The sequence below is a fragment of the Streptomyces formicae genome (assembly GCF_002556545.1).
Classification (GTDB): Bacteria; Actinomycetota; Actinomycetes; order Streptomycetales; family Streptomycetaceae; genus Streptomyces; species Streptomyces formicae_A.
On sequence record NZ_CP022685.1, the window covers coordinates 8,883,691 to 8,903,450 of the forward strand.

Genomic DNA, 19,760 nt, shown 5'->3' on the forward strand with positions numbered 1-19,760 from the left:
ACCGATAGATTCTGAGGTGGGCGGCATGGCGGGCAGGACCACGAAGCGCTCCCTGCGGGTTCTCGTCGCCGGTGGCGGGATCGCCGGGCAGGCGCTCGCCTTCTGGCTCACCCGCGGTGGTCACCGGGTGACGGTGGTGGAGCGCTTCCCCGCGCTGCGCGCCTCGGGCGCTCAGGTCGACCTGCGCGGTCAGGGCATCGAGGCGGTCGAGCGCATGGAGCTCCTGGAGACCGTGCGCGGCAAGCTGGTGGACGAGGCGGGCGTGGCCTTCGTCGACTCCCGAGGACGGCGGAAAGCGACGATCATGGCCAACACCTCGGGCAAGGGCCGCCAGACCCTCACCTCGGAGTACGAGATCATGCGCGGCGACCTGGTCCGCATCCTCCATGACGCGACCAAGGACGATACCGAGTACGTCTTCGGCAAGAGCGTCGACGGCTTCGACCAGGACGAGCGGCATGTCACCGCCCGCTTCTCCGACGGCACCTCCGGCGCGTACGACCTGTTGATCGGCGCGGACGGACAGGGCTCACGCATCCGGCGGGCGCTGCTGCCGGAGGGCTTCGACCCGTACTGGCGCGTCGGCATCCACATGGCGTACTGGTTCGTCCCGCGCATCGCCTCCGACACCGACATCCGCGACACCTACATGGCCCCGGGCGGCCGCCAGATCATGCGGCGCAGCCACAACGCGACCGAGACCCAGGCGTACTTCGTGCTGCGCGAGGAGTCGGCGGAAGCCTCCGCGATCCACCGCGCGCCCGTCGAGCGGCAACAGCGGTTCTGGGCCGACCGGTTCCGCGACGCGGGCTGGCAGACCGAGCGTTTCGTCGACGGTATGAAGGACAGCCCGTTCTTCTACTCCCAGGAGATCGCCCAGGTGCGCACCGACACCTGGTCAGAGGGCCGCGTGGTCCTGGCCGGTGACGCCGCGCACTGCGCGTCCCCCTACAGCGGCATGGGCGTCTCCGGCGGCCTGGTCGGCGCGTACGTCCTGTCCGGCGAGGTCAACCGGCACGCCGACGACCTGCCCACCGCCCTGACGCACTACGACCGCGTCCTGCGGCCCTTCGTCGACGAGATCCAGGCCGAGGTCAACCCCCGCATCCTGCGCGTGGGCATGCCCATGAACAAGCACGCCATCAGCGCCTTCCAGAACGCCACGGCACTGGCCTGCTTCTTCCGCGTTCCCGACCTGGTCGCGCGGTTCTCCAAGGAGGACCGCGGGGGCGGCTGGAAATTGCCGAACTACACGGAGGCGCGTGCCGCGTGCCATGTACGGTCCAGGGAATCCTGCGAGTCACGATGAGTTCCGCGGCGTCCGGCGGTCCTCCTGTCGAACCCGTTACCGAGGAGGGCTTCTGATGCGCAGCGTGACGTACTCGATGGGCGTCTCACTTGACGGCTACATCGTCGGGCCGGACGGCGGCTTCGACTGGACGCAACCCGAAGAGGAGATCTTCCGCTTCGCCACCGACGAGGTACGGGACCTCGGCGTACACCTGTTGGGGCGGCGGCTGTACGAGTCGATGCTGTATTGGGAGACGGCCGACCAGCATCCGGCGATCGACTTCTCGACGCGCGAGTTCGCCGCGCTCTGGAAGCAGCTGCCCAAGGTCGTGTTCTCCAGCACGCTGTCGACGGTCCAGGGCCGTGCCCGCCTGGCCTCCGGCGGCCTGGCGGAAGAGATCGAGCGGCTGCGGGCCGAGCCGGGGGAGGGCGGCATCGCGATCGGCGGCGCGGCTCTCGCCGCCGAGGCGGCCGCGCTGGGACTGATCGACGAGTACCGGCCCAAGGTCTACCCGGCGCTGGTCGGCGGCGGCACTCCGTTCTTTCCCCAGCACGAGCACCGGGCGGATCTCGAACTCGTCGAGACCCGCACCTTCACGTCAGGAGTCGTCTACCTGCGCTACCGCGTGGTCCGCTAGACGACGCGATAAGGCTGGGCGCGGTCGACGGCCAGAGTCAGGCCGGTGCCGGGCACACCGTCGCGCGCGTGGTCGTGGAACCACTCGAGGTGGCGCGCGTTCGGCACGGACGCGGCGGCATGGGCGTGGGCGTGCGGCGCGCAGTGGGCCGAGACGTCGAGGGCGACGGCCTGGGCGAGCGCGGCGGCCCGCAGCCAGACCGTGATGCCGCCGCACCGGGTGGCGTCCGCCTGAAAGCAGTCCACCGCGCCCGCCGCGAGCATGTGCGCGAAGTAGGGCAGCGTGTAGCCGTATTCGCCGACCGTGATGTCCAGGTCGGTGGCGGTGCGGAGGTCGGCGAGCGCCGTGAGGTGGTCGGAGGAGGCCGGCTCCTCGAACCACGTCACCCCTTGCGCGGACAGCGCGTGGGCGACGCGGACGGCCTGCTTGGCGTCGTAGGCGCCGTTGGCGTCCACGTACAGTGCGGTCGCGTCGCCCACGCTCGCGCGGGCCCGCGCCACCCGGCGCAGATCGCGTTCCTCCTCGCGGCCCCACGCCTCACCGATCTTGATCTTGACGCGGGGGATGCCGTCCCGCTCCACCCAGGCGCGCAGTTGACGCTCCTGCCGGTCGTCGTCGTACGTGGTGAAGCCGCCGCTGCCGTACACCGGCACGTCGTCCCGGGCCCTGCCGAGCAGCGTCACCAGCGGCAGGTCGAGGAGACGGGCCTTGGCGTCCCACAGGGCGATGTCAACGGCCGCGATCGCCTGCGCCGCCACGCCGGGCAGCCCCGCGTCGCGGACGGCGCGGTGCATCGCCTCGTGGCCAGCGGCACGTCGAAGGTGCCCGCACCGACGACGACGCCCGCGAGCAACTCGTCGACGACGCCTGCCGCGGCGGCGGGCGCGTAGGTGTGACCGAGGCCCGTGACGGGGCCGCACTCCACGGTGACCAGGACCATGGTGGTGCTGTCCGAGGCCAGCGTGCCGTCCGCCTCCGGCCCTTCGGTGGGCACGCGGTACACGGCCGTGTGCACCGCGTCCACCGTCGGTCCGTCGGTCATGTGCCGTCTGCGGCGCCGCCCTTGTCCTCCCGGTGGCGGCCGCCGGGCAGCATCTCCTGGACCTTGGCCTTGAAGCCCTGCCGGATCATGGCCGCACGGTCGCTGTCGCCCTTGAGGACGGATTCGGCGGCGGCCTCGATCTGGTCGAGGCTCGCGTGCGGCGGGATCGGCGGAACGGCGGGGTCGGTACGGAAGTCGAGGACGTAGGGCCGATCGGCGGCCAGCGCCGCCTCCCACGCGCCCCGCACGTCCTGCGGCTTCTCCACGCGCAGCCCGCCCAGGCCCAGCGAGCGCGCGAAGTCGGCGTAGGCGACGTCGGGCAGCGCCTGCGAGGGCAGGAACTGCGGGGCGCCGGACATCGCCCGCATCTCCCACGTGACCTGATTGAGGTCCTGGTTGTTGAGGACGGCGACCACCAGGCGCGGATCGGCCCACTGCTCCCAGTACTTGGCGATGGTGATGAGCTCCGCCAGGCCGTTCATCTGCATCGCCCCGTCGCCGACGAGCGCGATCGCCGGGCGGTCGCCGTGGGCGAACTTCGCCCCGATCACGTACGGGACGCCGGGCCCCATCGTGGCGAGCGTGCCGGAGAGCGAGCCTCGCATGCCTTCGCGCAGCCGCAGGTGCCGTGCGTACCAGTTGGCGGCCGAGCCGGAGTCGGCGGCCAGCACGACGTTGTCGGGCAGCAGCCCGTTCAGGGTGTGGGCGACGTATTCGGGGTTGATCGGGTCCGCCTCCACGGCCGCCCGCCGCTCCATCACCTCCCACCAGCGCGCGGTGTTCTTCTCGATCTTCTTGCGCCAGCCGGTGTGCCGGTTCTGCTCGAGAAGCGGCAGCAGCGCCCCCAAGGTCGCGCGTGCGTCACCGACGAGATTGATCTCGAAGGGGTAGCGCATGCCGACCATGTGCGGGTCGATGTCGATCTGCACGGCGCGCGCCTGGCCGAACTCGGGCAGGAACTGCGTGTAGGGGAAGCTCGAACCGATGACGAGCAGGGTGTCGCATCCCTGCATCAGCTCGTACGAGGGGCGGGTTCCCAACAGCCCGATGGAGCCGGTGACGTAGGGCAGGTCGTCGTCGAGCGCGTCCTTGCCGAGCAGGGCCTTGGCCACTCCGGCGCCGAGCCGGTCGGCGAGTTCCATGACCTCCTGGCGCGCGCCGCGCGCGCCTTGGCCGACGAGGACGGCGACCTTCTCGCCCTCGTTGAGGAGCCGCGCCGCGCGCTCGATGTCATCGGCGGCGGGCACCGGGGCGTAGGAGGACAGGCCGAGGCTGGAGGGCACCATCTTGAAGGCGTGTCCGGGCGCCGAGTAGTCGAGTTCCTGCACGTCGGCGGGGACGATGACGGCTGTCACCGAGCGGCGCGCGTACGCGGTGCGGATCGCCCGGTCCAGGACGTTGGGCAGTTGCTCGGGGACCGTGACCATCTCGCAGAAGTCGGAGGCGACGTCCTTGTACAGGCTCAGCAGGTCGACTTCCTGCTGGTAGGAGCCGCCCATCGCGCTGCGGTTGGTCTGCCCGACGATCGCGACGACGGGGGCGTGGTCCAGCTTGGCGTCGTAGAGGCCGTTGAGGAGGTGGATGGCGCCGGGCCCCGACGTGGCGGCGCACACGCCGACGCGACCGGAGAACTTCGCGTAGCCGACCGCTTCGAAGGCCGCCATCTCCTCGTGCCGGGCCTGGATGAACTCGGGTTTGTTGTCGGCCCGGCCCCAGGCGGCGAGCAGACCGTTGATGCCGTCGCCCGGGTAGGCGAAGACGTGCTCGACGTCCCAGGCCCGCAGGCGTTCGAGAATGTGGTCGGAAACCTTCGTTGCCATGCGTTCCGTCCTTTCCTGTGCGGCTCTGAGGGGTGGCTACCTGCGATGACGCAGGAAGCGGGCACCTGCGAGTCCGGCGCCGAAGGCCAGGGCTCCCGCCGCGGCGGTCACGGTCCCGCGGGCCGCGGGGGAGGGGCCGGAGGGCCGGTCGGCCAGACGCTCGGGGTGCTCGCTGGGCAGGTTCCCTGCCAGGCCGAGGGCAATCGCCTCCGCCAGGTGCAGGGCGCCGCGGCCGGTGTGGCCCTGCTCGATCTGGGTGCGGCAGCTGAAGCCGTCCGCGAGCAGCAGGCTGCCGGGAGCGGCGGCGCGCATCGCGGGCAGCACGCCCTGTTCCGCGATGGTCATGGAGACGTCGTGGTGGCCGCGTTCGAAGCCGAAGTCGCCGGCCAGGCCGCAGCAGCCCTCGTCGAGCACATCGGGTACGAGGTGGGCGCGGCGCATCAGTTCACGGTCCGCCTCGTCCTTCATGATCGCGTGCTGGTGGCAGTGGGTCTGCACGGTGGCCTGCCGGTTCAGGGCGGGCGGCCGCCAGCCGGGCGCGTGGTGCACCAACTGCTCGGCGAACGTACGGAACTGCCGGGACAACCGTCGTACGTCCTCGTCGTGCGGCAGCAACTCCGGGGCGTCGGAGCGGAACACGGCCGTACAGGAGGGCTCAAGGCCGATGACCGGAGTGCCCGCCTCGATGTAGGGCCGCAGTACGTCCAGCGTGCGACGCAGCACCCTTTTCGCGGTGGGCAGCTGTCCCGTCGAGATCCACGTCAGACCGCAGCACACCGCCCGCGTGGGGACGGCGACGCGGAACCCGGCGTCCTCCAGGACCCGGACGGCCGCCTTCGCGATCGCCGGATGGAAGGAGGTGGTGAACGTGTCGGGCCACAGCACGACGGTCCTGGGGTCGGCCGGGTCCGGCGCCTCGCCGGCGCGGTCCCGCCACCACCGTACGAAGGACTGCTCCGCGAAGACCGGCGCCTGCCTGGCGCCTGCCACACCGGCCAGCCACTTGCCGGCCCGGGCGGCACCCGGGGCGGCGAGCACCGCGTTCACCAGCGGTGGTGCGACGCGTGCCAGCCGTGCCCACACCGGCAGCCAGCCCATCGAGTAGTGCGCCCTGGGGCGCAGCCGTCCCGCGTAGTGCTGTGCCAGGAACTCGGCCTTGTAGGTGGCCATGTCCACCCCGGTCGGGCAGTCCGACTTGCAGCCCTTGCAGGACAGGCACAGGTCGAGGGCGTCACGGACCTCCGTCGAGCGCCAGCCGTCGGTGATCGGCGAGTCCGCGTGGCCGCCGATCATCTCGAACAGCAGCCGGGCCCGGCCGCGCGTGGAGTGCTCCTCCTCCTTCGTCGCGCGGTACGAGGGACACATGACACCGCCCTCGTGGCCGCGGCAGTTGCCGATCCCCACACAGCGCAGTACGGCCTGGTTGAAGGAGTTTCCGTCGTCAGGGAACGCGAAGTGGGTCGCGGAGTGCGAGGGGCGCCAGGTCGCTCCCAGGCGCAAATGCCCGTCGAGCGGCTGGGGATCGACGACCTTGCCGGGGTTCATCCGGTTCTCCGGGTCGAAGAGCGCCTTGACCTCCCCGAAGGCAGCGACGATCCGTTCCCCGAACATGCGGGTGAGCAGCTCGCCGCGGGCTTGGCCGTCCCCGTGCTCACCGGAGAGGGACCCGTTGTAGGAGACGACCAGATCGGCGGCGCGCTCCAGGAACCCGCGGAACTCCGCGACGCCCTCGGCGGTCCTGAGCCCGAACGGGATCCTGGTGTGTACGCACCCCTGGCCGAAGTGCCCGTACAACGAGGGGTGGTCGTAGTCGAACTCGGCGAAGAGGCGCTTCAGGTCCCGCAGGTAGTCGCCGAGCCGCTCCGGCGGGACCGCCGAGTCCTCCCAGCCCTCCCAGGTCTCCCGCTCGTCCGGCGGACGAGCGGTCACCCCGAGCCCCGCCTCCCGCGCGCTGAGCATGCGCTGTTCGCGTTCCGGCTCGTCCGAGAAGGCGACCGTCTCGTCCTTCTCGTCGCGGCCCAGGGCGCGCAGCAGCGCCTGGGCCTGCTCGTCGACGTCCGCACGGCTGTCGCCGACGAACTGCACGAGCAGCCAGCTGTCGCCCGTCGGTAACGCGGCCAGTGAGTCGAGGTGCGCGTGCTCCTCGCGCATGAGCTGGGCCATGCGGCCGTCGAGCGCCTCCAACTGGGCAGGGGAGCAGTGCCGCAGGAGCGCGGGTACGTCATCGGCGGCACGGCAGATGTCGTCGTAGCCGAGGACCAGCAGCGACTGGCAGGCAGGCACGGGAACCAGGTCGAGTTCGGCGTGCAGCACCGTCACCAGCGTGCCCTCGCTGCCCACCAGGGCCTTCGCCACGTCGAAGCCGTTCTCGGGCAGCAGCGAGTCGAGGTTGTAGCCCGAGACCCGGCGCGGTATGTCGGGGAAGCCCTTGCGGATGTCGGCGAGGAAGGTGGACACGATCCGCTCCAGGCCCGCGTAGACCTCGGCCCGGCGCCCGCCCTCCTCGGCGATCCGGCCCCGTTCCGCGCGGGACGTCGGGCCGACCCACATGCGAAGGCCGTCCTGAGTGAGGACCTCAAGGCGGCGCACGTTGTCCACGGTCTTGCCGTACGCCTGCGCCGAAGCCCCGCACGAGTTGTTCCCGATCATTCCGCCCAGCGAGCAGTGACTGTGCGTGGCGGGCTCGGGGCCGAACCGCAGGCCGGACTCGCCGAGTCGACGGTTGAGGTCGTCCAGGACGATGCCCGGCTCCACGACGCACGTACGGGCTTCGCGGTCGACCGACACCAACCCGTCGCAGTACTTGGTCCAGTCGACGACCACCGCGGCGTTCGTGGTCTGCCCCGCCAGGCTGGTGCCGCCGCCCCGGGAGAGCACAGGGGCCCCGAAGCGCGCGCACACGCGCACCGCACGGGCCCCGTCGTCCACGGAGCGCGGCACCACGACGCCGAGCGGCACCTGGCGGTAATTGGAACCGTCGGTGACGTACGTTCCCCGGCTGCCCGCGTCGAAGCGGACCTCACCGCCGACCGCCTCGCTCAGCGCGGCCGCCAGTCCCTTCAGCTCCTTCGTGCCGATCGTCGCGTGCCGCTCGCCGTGCTCGGGGCGGGCCACGCCGTCTGGTTCATGCATGCCGGAACCGTCCTCGGATGAAGCGTTCGGTTGTGCGGCGCGCCCGCGTCCGCGCTCCGTGGCAGAGACGCGGACCGTGCTACTGCGGGCGCCGGTCGCGGCACCCGCCCCGGGCCCGACCTGCCTTGTCGGCACTCCGGGGAGGGGCGCCGACCACCCTGGTACCCATCATCGGGCCGGGCAAAGGCCCTGTCCTGGGCGCAGCCGCCGATCACGCACGCCCGGGCCCCGCGCGCAACAGCCGCTCCATCTGCTCCGCGCCCCGCACCGAGGCGTCACCGCAGCAGTTGTTGAACAGCACGTGGACCCGGTCCACCCGGCCGGCCAGCTTACGCAACCGGGGCAGCCACTCGGCGAGTTCGTCTTCGGAGTACGCGTACCGGAAGCGCTCCTCCTTGCTCCCCCGTCCCCAGGAGGCGCTGCGCCCGTGGAACCGCACCACGGCCAGCCGCGACGCGGTGACGGGCGCGGTAGGCGGCAGGGAAGAGGGCAGCCCCTGGACCATGTCGACGGCCACGGCGGCCATGCCGTGGTCCGTGAGCAGGGCGCGTGTCGACTCGGCCTGCCCCTCACGCCACCAGTCGGGATGCCGGAACTCCACCGCGACCGGCCAGCCGGCCGTGCGTCGCGCGGTCCGCGCCAGGATCCGCCCGGCCTCGGCGCCGGGCCGCAGCCACGGCGGGAACTGGAACAGCACGCTGCCGAGCCGCCCGGCCCGCCGCAACGGCTCCACTCCCGCGGCGAACCGCGACCACACCTCGTCGAGCACGCCATCGTCCCGCGCGTCGGCCGACAGCCCGTCCGGCATCACCGCCTCGCGGGTGGGGTGCCCGGTCAGCAACGAGAACGCCTTGACGTCGAAGGTGAATCCGTCCGGCGTGCGTTCCACCCACATCCTGCTGACGCGTTCTCGGGGCAAGGCGTAGTACGACGAGTCGGCCTCGACGACCGGGAACCGCCCGGCGTAGTACCGGAGCCGTCCCTCCGCGTCCCGCTGCCCGGCCGGATACCAGCCGCTGCGCACCAGTGCCGGATCGGTCCACGAACACGTGCCCACGAGGATGTCGCCCATACGGGTCGGGTACCCCCGCGGGACGCGAGCGCACTGGTGAGGTTCGGGCCCTTCGGCACACCGGCATCTCGTGGACGTCGCGCGACGGGGCGTACCGCGCGTTCGCGTGGGTACCCGGGCGGTTCTTCGTCACAGGCGGTCACCTGGCGAGATGCCGCACGGTGTGAGCCCCTGGAAGAGCCCACCCGCACGCAACGCATTGGGGAGGCGCGTCAGCATGCGTGCTCTGACATGGCAGGGAAAGCGCGACGTACGCATCGAGGAGGTCCCTGACCCTCGTATCGAGAAGCCCGACGACATCATCGTCCGCGTGACGTCGACCGGCATCTGCGGATCGGACCTGCACCTCTACGAGGTCTTCGGCCCCTACCTCGACCCGGGGGACGTCCTGGGGCACGAAACGATGGGCATGGTCGTGGAAACCGGCCCCGAGGTCACGGGGGTGGCCGTGGGGGACCGGGTGGTGATCCCGTTCAACATCTCCTGCAACACCTGCTGGATGTGCCGTCGCGGGCTGCAGTCCCAGTGCGAGACGACCCAGGTCACGGCGATGGGCAGCGGGGCCGCTCTGTTCGGCTACACGAAGCTGTACGGGCAGGTGCCCGGCGGCCAGGCCGAGTATCTGCGGGTTCCCTTCGGCAACACTCTGCCGATCAAGGTGCCGGACGGCCCTCCGGACGACCGTTTCGTCTACCTGTCCGACGTCCTGCCCACCGCCTGGCAGGCGGTGGAGTACGCCGACATCCCTCCTGGCGGCAGTGTCACCGTCCTGGGCCTCGGTCCCATCGGGGACATGGCCACCCGGATCGCCCGACTGCGCGGCGCGGAAGAGGTCATCGGGGTCGACCTGGTCGACGCCCGGCTCGAACGCGCGCGACGGCACGGCGTCACCACCCTGGACCTGCGCGAACACGACAAGGACCTGGGCGACGCCGTACGTGATCTCACCCAGGGCCGTGGGTCGGACGCCGTCATCGACGCGGTCGGCCTGGAGGCGCACGGCGCCCCGCTGGCCCAGGCGGCACAGTGGGCCACCGGGCTCCTGCCCGACAAGCTCGCCAGGCCCTTGATGGAGCACGTCGGAGTCGACCGTCTCGGCGCCCTGCTGACGGGGATCGATGCGGTACGCCGAGGCGGCACGCTGTCCATCAGCGGCGTCTACGGCGGCGCCGCCAGCCCGCTGCCCCTGCTCACGATGTTCGACAAACAGCTGCAGGTGCGCATGGGGCAGGCGAACGTGTGGCGCTGGGTCGACGACATCCGCCCGCACCTGACCGACGACGACCCTCTCGACGTCGACGGATTCGCCACGCATCACCTGCCTCTGGGTGACGGCCCGGCGGCGTACGCGACCTTCCAGGCCAAGGCGGACGGCATGGTGAAGACGCTGCTGAAGCCGTGAGCACGCGACCCGCGCCCCTCTCCCAAAGGGCAACCTCCAGAAGGGCAACCACCAGAAGGGCAACGACATGACCGACCGCACCCGCTTCCCCACCCGGCTCAAGGGGCCGGGAGCCCTGGTCACCGGCGGCTCACGGGGGCTGGGGCTGTTCATCGCACGGCACTTGGCCGAGCGCGGCTGCACCGTGACCCTCGCCGCCAGGGACGCTGCCGAGCTGGAGCGTGCGGCAGGCCGGTTGCGCGCGGAGACCGGCGCGACCGTGCACGTGGCGGTGTGCGACGTACGCGACCGGGCCGCCGTGGGCGAGATGATGCGCGTGATCCATGAACGCGACGGCTTGGACATCGTGATCGCCAACGCCGGGGTCATCCAGGTGGCGCCTGTCGAGGCGATCGGCCACGAGGAGTTCACCGACGCCATGGAAACGATGTTCCACGGCGCACTGCACACGTCGTTGGAAGCGCTGCCCTATCTCCGCGCGACCCGTGGGCGCCTCGCGCTGATCGGTTCGGTCGGTGGTCTGCTCGGCGTGCCTCATCTGCTGCCGTACTCGTGCGCCAAGGCCGCGGTCGGTGCTCTCGCCGAGGGGCTGCACGCCGAGACGGCGGCCGCGGGGGTGAGCGTCACGGCCGTACACCCCGGCCTCATGCGAACCGGCTCGCACCGGCAGGCCGAGTTCGGCGGCGACACGAGTGCCGAGTTCGGCTGGTTCAGCGCCGCCGCGGGCGCTCCGCTGCTGTCCATGGACGCCGACCGGGCGGCCCGCCGGATCGTGGACGCGGTGATCCGACGACGCGCCCGCCTCGTGCTCACCGCGCCCGCCAAGGCGGCACAGCTCGCGCACGGCGTGGCACCCGGCCTGACCACCCGTCTGACGGGCCTCACCGCGAGGCTCTTGCCCTCCGCCTCAGGGCGAGGACCGCTGCGCCAGGGCAGTGAGGCCGGGCTGCCGCGCAATCCGATCGCGCGACGGATCCGGGCCTGGGGCAGCGCACGGAACGATCGAGCCGTGCGTGAGGCCAACCAACAGGAGCCCGGGCCCCGCACCAGTTCGTGAGCGCTCGCGCACCCACTCACATGCTCTGTGCCCCGGCAGCGGTCTGCGTCAGGGGAGGAATAAGCCCTTCCGTGATCATTCGTGGCCAGTTCGGGCCTCACGCCACCACCCCCTGTGGCCGCTACATTCACCTCCGACCGGATCCACACAGGACCAGAAGACCAGGGGGAACAGGCGACGATGCGCTCCATAAGATGCGCCAGCCACATCGGCAGATCGCTCAAGGCGGTGACCGCCGCGGCGGCCGCCACTGCGGTCACCGCCTTGAGCCTTGCCGCCTCACCGGCTGTCGCGGCACCCACCGGCACGGCGGCGCCCACGCTCGGCGACAGCTGCACGGCGGCCGACCTCGGCACACGCCACCCGTACATCAAGAGCACCGAAGTGTCCCCGACGATCACCCACTTCAAGGGCTGGTACGTCACCGAGGGCACCACCGGCAACCAGACCGTCACCACCAGCACCCAGACGACCATCTCGGTCTCCGTCGGCCTCAACGGCAACATCGAGGGCGGTTTCGCCGTCGACGCCCTCACCAAGGTCGGCGCGAGCCTGGGCCTGAACGTGAAGGTCGACTACTCCTCCACCAGCACCGAGTCGAACACGGTCACGTGGAACTTCGGCCAGCCCGGCTACTACGGCGCCTACAAGGGCACCAAGAAGGTCACCGGGACGTACGGAAGCCTCAACTGCAACCGCGTCCAACAGGGCGACGGAAGCTGGGCGTTGAAGTGGATCAAGGGCCCCGACGGCGGTAGCTTCACCACCTTCACCACCCTTGAGGAAGGCGCGGTGCGCTGCCAGGACAACGTGCCCGCAGGCAGCATCATGGCCAAGGCCCAGAGCCTCCTCGACTGCGGCTCGCCCGCCGCGAAGGCCGAGCACCCGGCGGGCGCGGTGGCGCCGACGGCGAAGCAGAAGAAGGACCGCCTCGCGCAGCGTCCGGCGCTCGCCGGTGGCACGTCCGCCGAACAGTCCAAGGCCACCGGGCGTGGCGCGCGGGCCGCTCTCGACTGCCAGGCCACCGCCTACAAGATCGCCGTGCCCGGCAAGCCCCTGTCCTGGGGCGCGCCGCTCCTGGCGGACGACGGCGTCCGCCTGCGGCCCTCGAGCATCTTCAGCGCCCACCTGGACAACTGGCGCCTGTGCAACGTGACGGAGCGCGACGGGGTCATCGAGGCGTCCCTGTGGAACTGGGGCAACGGCGCGTGCGCGACCATCGCCGACCCGAACTCGGCCGCCGAACGGGCGGTCCTGAAGACGGTCCCCTGCACGGAGGACGACCTCCAGCGGTTCTACATCTACCGCGACGTACCCGGCAGCTCGAAGATCGGTGTGCAGAACAAGTACACCGGCTCCATGATGGGCCACGACCGGTACGCGGACGGGGAGTTCATCCGTCAATACTCCAGCGGCAGGCAGGACGGTACGGGTACGTACAGCCTGATCGGGGTCTGACGGCCCGCACTCCGTGAGCGGCCCCGCACGCGAACCGGCTTCCCGGTCCCGTGCGGGGCCCTTCGCGTACCTGCTCCCCGTCCGGCGTCCGCGAGCGTTCGTCGGCCCTACTCGGGCAGGCGGGCGAGGACCGCCTCAAGGCCGAAGGCGAAGCGGTCCTCGAAGGCGCCCTGCCCCATGTGCGCGGCGACCCGGTGCAGTGCTGGGTACGTACCGGCGTCCACGGCCTTGGCCAGCCGGTCGTCGGACCGGTCGGGCGCGGACTGTTCCTCCTGGACCAGGCCCAGCAGGAAGTAGATGACCGCCCACGCCGTCCAGGCCGCCTGTTCCTCGTCCGCGCCCGCTTCCAGCAAGGCGTCGACGAGACGGTCGGCGAAGCGCAGCGTGTGCGGCTCGGCCGGGTAGGTCCCGGTCACCAGGGCGGCGCCGTCGCGGTGCGCGAGCAGAGCTCGCCGGTACCGATGAGCGAGTTCCCGCGCCCGTTCCCGTGGCGAAGAGGGCAGGCCCGTGTAGGCGATTTCGCCCATGACCGCGTCGGCCATGAGCTCCAGCATCCGCGCCTTGGTCTTCACGTGCCACAGGACGGTGTTCATGCGCACCCCCAGGGTGTCGGCCACCGCCCGGGTCGACAGGCCCTCCAGTCCCCGGTCCTCCAGCACGCGCAGTGCCGCGTCGACCACGGCCGCGCGCGTGAGCTGGCCCGCGGCGTCTTCCCTGCCTTGCTTCTTGGTCACTGACCTAGTTTACTTCAGAACAGGTCCTGGTCACTGACCAAGACAATGGGCGAAGGAGAAGAATCATGAACCACCAGGTCGTCGTCGCCGGAGGCGGGCCCGTGGGCCTGTGGCTCGCCGCCGAACTGCGCCGCTGCGGAATCACCGTCGCGGTCATCGAAACGCGCACCGAGCGCGACACCCGCTCCCGGGCCCTGACCGTGCACCCCCGCACCATCGAGACGTTCGCCTCCCGCGGCGTCCAGGACCCCTTCGTCTCCGAGGGCATACCGCTGCCCGGCGGGCACTTCGGCGCACTGGATTCCCGGCTGGACTTCCGCCGCCTGCCCAGCCCCTTCCCCTACACGCTCCTCCTGCCCCAGCAGCGCACCGAGGCCCTGCTGGAGCAGCAGGCCCTCGAACTGGGGGCGACCGTCCTGCGCGGTCATGAGGTCACCGGCCTGAGTGAGGGGCCCGACAGCGTCCGCGTGCACATCCAGGCCGCCGACGGCCCTTTCACCATGGAAGCGGCCTACCTGGTGGGGTGCGACGGCGTACGCAGTACGGTGCGCGGCGCGGCCGGGATCGACTTCCCCGGCACACCGTCCACCGTGCTCGGCTGGCTCGGCGACGTCGTCCTCGACGAGCCCCCGGCCCCCGGCCACGGCTACTTCGGCCCGAACGGCAGCCTGATGGCCGTCCCCGTACCCGGCGGCCTCCACCGCCTCGTCGGCATCACCCCCCGCGACATCACCAGCACCTGGCCCGGCGATCTGACCCTGGCGGAACTGCGCGAGAACGTCATCACCATGACCGGGACCGACTTCGGCATGCGCGATCCCGTCTGGCTCTCCCGCTTCGGCAACGCTACGCGCCTGGCCGCCCAGTACAGGAACGGCCGTGTATTCCTAGCCGGTGACGCCGCGCACCAGCACTTCCCCGCCGGGGGAGTCGGCATGAACGTCGGCATCCAGGACGCCGCCAACCTCGCCTGGAAGCTCGCCGCCACCCTCAACGGCTGGGCCCCCGACACGCTCCTGGACACCTACCACGCCGAACGCCACCCGGTGGGCGTCAGCCTCACCGAGACCAGCCGCGCCCAAGTCGCCCTCATGACCGCCTTCACCCCGGAAGGGCTCGCCCTGCGCGGCCTGCTCGGCGAACTGATCACCGAGCTGCCCGAGCTCAACGACCGACTGGCCGGACAGGTCAGTTCCCTCTCCGTCGCCTATCCGCCGACCGCGCCCGACGACCGGCGGCCGACCGGCACCCGCGCCGACGACCTCGCCCTCGACGACACCAGCCTGTTCGCCCTGTTGCGCGCCGACGGCTATCTGCTGCTCGACCTCACCGGCAGCCCGGACCGGCCCCTCCACCACCTCACGGGGCCCGGCCTGCGCGTGCACACCAGTACCCCGCGGCTGCTCCCGGCCGACTGGTCCGGCATGCGTGCCGCCCTCGTCCGCCCCGACGGCCACGTCGCCTGGGCGAGCGCGGAGAGCCACGACGCCACCCTCGTCAACGACCTCACCGCCGTCCTGGCCACCACCCACCAACAAAGAGCGACCGGGCCGACATTCACACGATCACCACGTCTGTCGGCTTATGGCAAGATCACGGCATGCTGAGACTCACTGATTTCATCATCGACTGCCCGGACACGATGAAGCTCGCGGCCTTCTACTCCGAGGTGACGGGTCGCCCGATCAAGGAAGGCAGCTCACAGGACTGGGCGGGCATCCAGTTCGGCGAGATCGAGCTGGCCTTCATCCGGGTGGAGGACTACCGCGCTCCGCAGTGGCCCGACAGCGAGCACCCCAAGCAGTTCCACCTCGACTTCGAAGTGGACGAGATCGAGTCCGAGCAGCGCCGCGTCATCGACCTCGGCGCGACGCTGAGGCAGGACTTCATCGGCCCCAACGGCTATGGCTGGCAGGTCTACACCGACCCGATCGGCCACCCCTTCTGCCTGTGCCGCAACAAGGGCGTCACCTGGACCGACCAGGGGCCGGTCTTTCCCCAGCACGGCTGAGCGGCTTGGGCCGGGACGAGCCCGCACCGGGTGATGTGGCAAGAGGTCAACGACGGCTCGCCCTCGCGAGGAGGGACTGCAGGCTCGTGACCTCACGCTGCCAGCCCGGACCGTCGTCGATACAGGTGCGAAGAGTCCTGGCCTGGTCCTTGGAGTTGAGGGAACTCCATATTCTCAGCGAGTCGGCGATCATCTTGAGCTTGTTCCCCAGAGCACCGGAGTTCTTGCGGACGTACCTGAAGTTCGCAAGGATCTCCTCGTCCCGGTCCGTGGCCATGCCCCGCGCGTCGATCTGCGCCTTCATCCATTCGGCACGGTCGGCGGCATCGTGGTACAGGGCGTCTATCTGCCCGGCCAGTGTCGACATCCCGGCGGCGACTCTCTCGATGTCCAGCGCGCGGTAGGAACCGTAGGAGTCGTCCATGTCGTAGTGGACGCCGAAGTTCTGCGCGATGTCCATCACTTCATGCAGCGTGTGGTAGGCGAATTCCGTCGTGTGATCGAAGTCCGTTCGCCAGAACGCGAATATCCCCCACGCCACGGCCGTAATCTCCTCGGTGGACGCTCCGCTCTCCTTGGCCATCTTGAACATCCTGCCGGCCGTGTACGACTGCCCTGCCCAGACCGGGGCCCGTTTCCCACGCGCGAGCTTGGTCGTCTCGGAGTTCTCGTTCCGCGTCGACGGGTGCGTCACCGGCTTGTTGTTCTTGTCCCGCTTGCGACTGCCGTCGTCATGGAACTGGGGGTTCTGGCCGCGGTCGTCGGCAGTGAGCCGATTGCCTCGCCGGTCCCAGCCGACGGTGCTCATCTTCTCCTGCCCCCGGATGTCTTCGAACGCGTTCTTGCCCTGCGTCGGGGGTGTGTGCAGGGACGGGCCGAAGTACTCGGACAGGTCGTGCAGGGAGATCATCTTCTCCCTGAGCCCGTACTTGTGAGGCTGCTTCATGACTTCGAGCAGACCACCGCGTTCGATGATGCGAGCGTCCAGGCGCGTTCCGCGTACGTCTTTTCGGAACTTTCCGTCGAAGTGCGCGAGGTACGATCCGACGGGCTTGCCCGCCTTCTCGGGGTCGTGTTTGCCGTTCTTCATGTACGGCTGCGACTTTATGTGGGCGACGCCCCGCACCAGTTCCTTCTCCATCAACTCGACGTTGCGCTCGTCCATCATCTTGTTCTGCGGAACGACATCCTTCATGAAGTCGTACAGGCGCCGAAGGAGCACGTCGAGGTGCACGTGCAGGTTCTCGTCCCCGTGCATGGCCTGGGCATTGACCTTTTCCTTGTGTCTGTTCCCCTTGGCGTACACCCATCCCATCAGGTTGCGTGCGAGCTCGGCGTAGTCGTTGACCCGGATGTCGTGGTTCTTCGCACCGAAGTCCTTGTTGCTGCCCACCCACTTGTTGAGGACCGGGTGCATGCCGATCTCTCCGACGGGCGAGACGATGGCCTTGGCCAGCTGGTACTGGATCCGCTCGCGTTCGCCGGCGAACTCCCGCACCTCTTCCGGCGTGAACTCCGCGCTCGCGCGGGCCTGGTTGAAGCCCACGTTCACCTGGTTCACCATCGCGTGGAGAACCCGCTGCTTGTGTTTGTCCGAGAGGTTCTCGGTGTCGCGCTTGTAGATGGCGGTGAAGTCCGTGTCTCCGACCGACAGGGCCCGCTGGACGCTCGGCGCCGCCGCGCGGGCAACGCTCGTGCCCGTGCCGTGCGGAGGCGAATCGGCCCCATCATGGCCCTGCGTGTGGGCAGAGGGGCGCGAAGGGCCCATGACGCGCCGCGCGGTCGCCTCTGCCGCGATCTCCGACGCGCCGTCCACCTCGGAGACGTTCACCCCGTCGCCGTAGGGGACGGCCTTGAACGAAGAACCCCTCATGTTCTCCTGGGCGTGCGCGAGTTCATGCGCGACCACGTGCTTGTCGCGCTCGACCCCCTCGTTGAAAACGATGTGCGTACCCGCCGTGTACGCCTGTGCCCCCAGCTCGGCCGCCGACTTGGCGGCCTCCGTTCCGGTGTGGAAACGCACGGAGTCGAAGTGGGAGCCGTCGAAGCGCTGTTCCATCTCGTCGCGCAGCGCGGGATCCATCGGTCGGCCCGGCGCACGCAGCACGTCGTGCACGGCCATGCGCTGGACCTGGGGCTCGTCGGGCGGCGCCGCCATCCCGGCACGCCGCAGGAAGGCGGTCACCGCGGCGTTGCCGGCGCTGCGCTGCAAGGCGAGCAGACCTGTCGGTGGTTTCGCCTGCGTCGACCGGGTCGGCCTGTCCGCCTTCGGCTCATCACCGGATCTCTGGCGTGCCTCCATCTTCACTCTCCTTGGCAGGGGTGAGCGCACTGTTGTGCATCCTTGGTGCGGACGGGGTGCACCGTGAAGAGCCTTGAGGGCAGACCGCAGGGCAGGGCCGGTGGCGGACGCGCATGCCGTTCGCGGGCACGCGGCAGAGTGGAGGCCGGCAGTCACCCGGATTCGGTGGGGGAGGGGCCCACGGACGTCAACGGGCTTTCGCACACCGTGAGATGGCGTTCCATGAGACTGCCGAGGACGAGCTCTCCCCGCGTCTCCATCACACTGGTCATCATGCGGCAGCCCCTCCCGCTGCGGCGCAGGTCGTGGCGGACGTGCCCCTCAGGAGTCAGGCTCAGCACGCGGGCCACCCGGGGCGGGCGCGATCGCACCGCGTGTGCCGCGGTCGCCATCGTCCGCCGCAGCCAGGTCGGCGCCCCGCGCAGCGCCTCCACCGCCGGATTGGCGGGCGCCGCGAGAGCCACCCACAGGTCGCCCGAGGGCCCTTGCGTCAGGTTGTCGGGATAGCCGGGCAGGTCGTCGAGGAACACCTCGAGGCGTCCGGCGTTCGCGCCGGTGAGCCACAGACGCATCAGACGGCGAGCCCCCGTCTCGGCGACGACGAGATGCGAGGCGTCCGGGGCGAGAACGATTCCGTTGGCGAACTCGAGTCCCCCCGCCAGCACTTCGGGGCTGCCGCCGGGAGTCAGGCGAAGGACGCGTCCGGACGCGGTGTGCTCCACCAGATCGCTGCGCCACCGGGACAGCGGGTAACGGCTGCTCGACGAGGTGAAGTACGCGGTGTCGTCCCCGCCCACCGCCACGTTGCTGCACACCCGCAACGGCTCTCCGCCGACCCGGTCGGCCAGCACCTCCAGGAACCCGGTGTCGGGAGACAGCCGCAGCAGACCCCGCTCCGCGTCACAGATCAGGACGCGGCCGTCGGTCTGCGTGGTCAACCCGAGCGGTCGGCCGCCGGTGCGCGCCACCGTTTCCCCAGCGTGCGGTCGCGCCGGATCCACGCGCAGAACGCGGCCGTCCTCGACCCCGGTCAGGAGTCGGCCGCGGCCGTCCGACGTGACGTGCTCCGGCCCTCGGCCCACGGGGATCCGGCGACGTACGACCAGCGGGCGCGGTGCGCCACGGGAGGCCCGTGAGTACGGAGGCCGTGTCACGCGGCAGCCGGCCGAGCACGCAGGCAGCGACGCATTTCCTCCGCATAGGGCAGGGCCACACCGGCACCGATCACCGCTGCCAGAGCGGCGAGGTATCCGGCGGGCAGCGGGCGCTTCTTGGGGAGCAGGCGCCAGTCGTCAGCCCCGCGGCCACCGCGCAGAGTCGCACGCACTTCCTCGGAATGCAGGCACGCGGTGAACGCCATCGCGGTCAGGGGCAGCACCTCCAGGAAGCTGTGGATGTGCTGTTCGACGGGGCGCACCTCGCGCTCCCCGGTGGCGAGGGTGACGTCCCACAGGGCCGTGGCCGAATGGGCGAGGGCCGCGCCGCCCATGACGGTGAGGACGAGCGGGTTGATCCGGGCGAGCAAGCCCATGGCGACCGGGATGCCCGCCTCCGTCATCATCAGGGCGTGCACGGCGGACTCCTTGGCCCCGCTCGTCGTCTCGATGTGGGTCCTGCGGTGCATGATCCAGTCGGCCACAGCGGGCACCACCCACAGGGGCAGGACTCCGTAGAGCAGAAACCGGCGATTGGTGTCCTCGGTGTCGGTGGCGTGCAGCGGGACGCTCAGATCGGCGCCGCGGCGCCAGTGACGCCACGAGCGGGAGAGCGTGCGCAGAGCCATGGGAGCCTCCTCCGAAGGG

General features: G+C 70.5%; 14 protein-coding genes and 1 pseudogene. 7 read left to right on the forward strand and 8 right to left on the reverse strand.

From position 1 onward, the window contains the following. Window positions 1-25: 25 nt before the first annotated feature. Together KY5_RS38245 and KY5_RS38250 are read left to right on the forward strand one after the other, a co-directional pair. Window positions 26-1,309: an FAD-dependent monooxygenase gene (locus KY5_RS38245; RefSeq protein ID WP_098246504.1), complete on the forward strand. Its 1,284-nt coding sequence runs from the start codon at window positions 26-28 to the stop codon at window positions 1,307-1,309. A 55-nt stretch (window positions 1,310-1,364) separates the two neighbouring features. Further along, entirely contained in the window at window positions 1,365-1,928 is a 564-nt protein-coding gene (locus tag KY5_RS38250; protein WP_098246505.1) for a dihydrofolate reductase family protein, read from the forward strand. Here KY5_RS38250 and KY5_RS38255 read toward each other — a convergent pair. From KY5_RS38255 to KY5_RS38270, 4 genes and pseudogenes are all read right to left on the reverse strand, one after another. Then, window positions 1,925-2,970, reverse strand: a pseudogene (locus tag KY5_RS38255) (enolase C-terminal domain-like protein). The gene KY5_RS38250 and the pseudogene KY5_RS38255 overlap by 4 nt on opposite strands. Continuing rightward, window positions 2,967-4,790 (reverse strand): thiamine pyrophosphate-requiring protein, encoded by a 1,824-nt coding sequence (locus tag KY5_RS38260; RefSeq protein WP_098246506.1) that lies wholly within the window; start codon window positions 4,788-4,790, stop codon window positions 2,967-2,969. The pseudogene KY5_RS38255 and the gene KY5_RS38260 overlap by 4 nt, the downstream one beginning before the upstream one ends. Window positions 4,791-4,826: 36 nt before the next feature. Further along, window positions 4,827-7,922 (reverse strand): FAD-binding and (Fe-S)-binding domain-containing protein, encoded by a 3,096-nt coding sequence (locus KY5_RS38265; RefSeq protein WP_098246507.1) that lies wholly within the window; start codon window positions 7,920-7,922, stop codon window positions 4,827-4,829. A 211-nt stretch (window positions 7,923-8,133) separates the two neighbouring features. Beyond that, on the reverse strand, window positions 8,134-8,994 hold the full coding sequence (locus KY5_RS38270; protein ID WP_098246508.1) for a DUF72 domain-containing protein: 861 nt from the start codon (window positions 8,992-8,994) through the stop codon (window positions 8,134-8,136). 217 nt (window positions 8,995-9,211) lie between these two features. On the opposite strand from KY5_RS38270, the gene KY5_RS38275 reads away from it, so the two are divergent. From KY5_RS38275 to KY5_RS38285, 3 genes are all read left to right on the forward strand, one after another. Continuing rightward, entirely contained in the window at window positions 9,212-10,396 is a 1,185-nt protein-coding gene (locus tag KY5_RS38275) for a zinc-dependent alcohol dehydrogenase (RefSeq protein WP_098246509.1), read from the forward strand. A 67-nt stretch (window positions 10,397-10,463) separates the two neighbouring features. Beyond that, window positions 10,464-11,453, forward strand: coding sequence for an SDR family NAD(P)-dependent oxidoreductase (locus KY5_RS38280; protein ID WP_098246510.1), 990 nt, complete (start codon window positions 10,464-10,466; stop codon window positions 11,451-11,453). 180 nt (window positions 11,454-11,633) lie between these two features. Further along, a complete protein-coding gene (locus KY5_RS38285; RefSeq protein WP_098246511.1) occupies window positions 11,634-12,911 on the forward strand; it encodes a hypothetical protein in 1,278 nt (425 codons plus the stop codon). A gap of 107 nt (window positions 12,912-13,018) precedes the next feature. On the opposite strand, the gene KY5_RS38290 is transcribed toward KY5_RS38285, so the two are convergent. After that, window positions 13,019-13,645 carry a TetR/AcrR family transcriptional regulator C-terminal domain-containing protein gene (locus KY5_RS38290; RefSeq protein ID WP_098246512.1) on the reverse strand — a complete coding sequence of 209 codons (627 nt, stop codon included), beginning with the start codon at window positions 13,643-13,645 and terminating at the stop codon, window positions 13,019-13,021. 65 nt (window positions 13,646-13,710) lie between these two features. Here KY5_RS38290 and KY5_RS38295 point away from each other — a divergent pair, with 65 nt between their 5' ends. Together KY5_RS38295 and KY5_RS38300 are read left to right on the forward strand one after the other, a co-directional pair. Continuing rightward, window positions 13,711-15,252 (forward strand): FAD-dependent monooxygenase, encoded by a 1,542-nt coding sequence (locus KY5_RS38295; protein ID WP_098246513.1) that lies wholly within the window; start codon window positions 13,711-13,713, stop codon window positions 15,250-15,252. Further along, window positions 15,246-15,656 (forward strand): VOC family protein, encoded by a 411-nt coding sequence (locus tag KY5_RS38300; RefSeq protein WP_098246514.1) that lies wholly within the window; start codon window positions 15,246-15,248, stop codon window positions 15,654-15,656. Before KY5_RS38295 ends, KY5_RS38300 begins: the two co-directional genes overlap by 7 nt. 46 nt (window positions 15,657-15,702) lie before the next feature. On the opposite strand, the gene KY5_RS38305 is transcribed toward KY5_RS38300, so the two are convergent. From KY5_RS38305 to KY5_RS38315, 3 genes are all read right to left on the reverse strand, one after another. Beyond that, window positions 15,703-17,958: a DUF4157 domain-containing protein gene (locus KY5_RS38305; RefSeq protein WP_098246515.1), complete on the reverse strand. Its 2,256-nt coding sequence runs from the start codon at window positions 17,956-17,958 to the stop codon at window positions 15,703-15,705. A gap of 152 nt (window positions 17,959-18,110) precedes the next feature. Further along, window positions 18,111-19,112 carry an SMP-30/gluconolactonase/LRE family protein gene (locus KY5_RS38310; RefSeq protein WP_324965817.1) on the reverse strand — a complete coding sequence of 334 codons (1,002 nt, stop codon included), beginning with the start codon at window positions 19,110-19,112 and terminating at the stop codon, window positions 18,111-18,113. After that, window positions 19,109-19,741 carry a diguanylate cyclase gene (locus KY5_RS38315; RefSeq protein WP_098246516.1) on the reverse strand — a complete coding sequence of 211 codons (633 nt, stop codon included), beginning with the start codon at window positions 19,739-19,741 and terminating at the stop codon, window positions 19,109-19,111. Before KY5_RS38315 ends, KY5_RS38310 begins: the two co-directional genes overlap by 4 nt. Window positions 19,742-19,760: the final 19 nt, after the last annotated feature.

What these genes read in the sequence shown, in the direction of transcription:
- KY5_RS38245 (WP_098246504.1), top strand. Translation starts at nt 26, where the DNA reads ATGGCGGGCAGGACCACGAAGCGCTCCCTGCGGGTTCTCGTCGCCGGT.
- KY5_RS38250 (WP_098246505.1), top strand. Translation starts at nt 1,365, where the DNA reads ATGCGCAGCGTGACGTACTCGATGGGCGTCTCACTTGACGGCTACATC.
- KY5_RS38260 (WP_098246506.1), bottom strand. Translation starts at nt 4,790, where the DNA reads ATGGCAACGAAGGTTTCCGACCACATTCTCGAACGCCTGCGGGCCTGG.
- KY5_RS38265 (WP_098246507.1), bottom strand. Translation starts at nt 7,922, where the DNA reads ATGCATGAACCAGACGGCGTGGCCCGCCCCGAGCACGGCGAGCGGCAC.
- KY5_RS38270 (WP_098246508.1), bottom strand. Translation starts at nt 8,994, where the DNA reads ATGGGCGACATCCTCGTGGGCACGTGTTCGTGGACCGATCCGGCACTG.
- KY5_RS38275 (WP_098246509.1), top strand. Translation starts at nt 9,212, where the DNA reads ATGCGTGCTCTGACATGGCAGGGAAAGCGCGACGTACGCATCGAGGAG.
- KY5_RS38280 (WP_098246510.1), top strand. Translation starts at nt 10,464, where the DNA reads ATGACCGACCGCACCCGCTTCCCCACCCGGCTCAAGGGGCCGGGAGCC.
- KY5_RS38285 (WP_098246511.1), top strand. Translation starts at nt 11,634, where the DNA reads ATGCGCTCCATAAGATGCGCCAGCCACATCGGCAGATCGCTCAAGGCG.
- KY5_RS38295 (WP_098246513.1), top strand. Translation starts at nt 13,711, where the DNA reads ATGAACCACCAGGTCGTCGTCGCCGGAGGCGGGCCCGTGGGCCTGTGG.
- KY5_RS38300 (WP_098246514.1), top strand. Translation starts at nt 15,246, where the DNA reads ATGCTGAGACTCACTGATTTCATCATCGACTGCCCGGACACGATGAAG.
- KY5_RS38305 (WP_098246515.1), bottom strand. Translation starts at nt 17,958, where the DNA reads ATGGAGGCACGCCAGAGATCCGGTGATGAGCCGAAGGCGGACAGGCCG.
- KY5_RS38315 (WP_098246516.1), bottom strand. Translation starts at nt 19,741, where the DNA reads ATGGCTCTGCGCACGCTCTCCCGCTCGTGGCGTCACTGGCGCCGCGGC.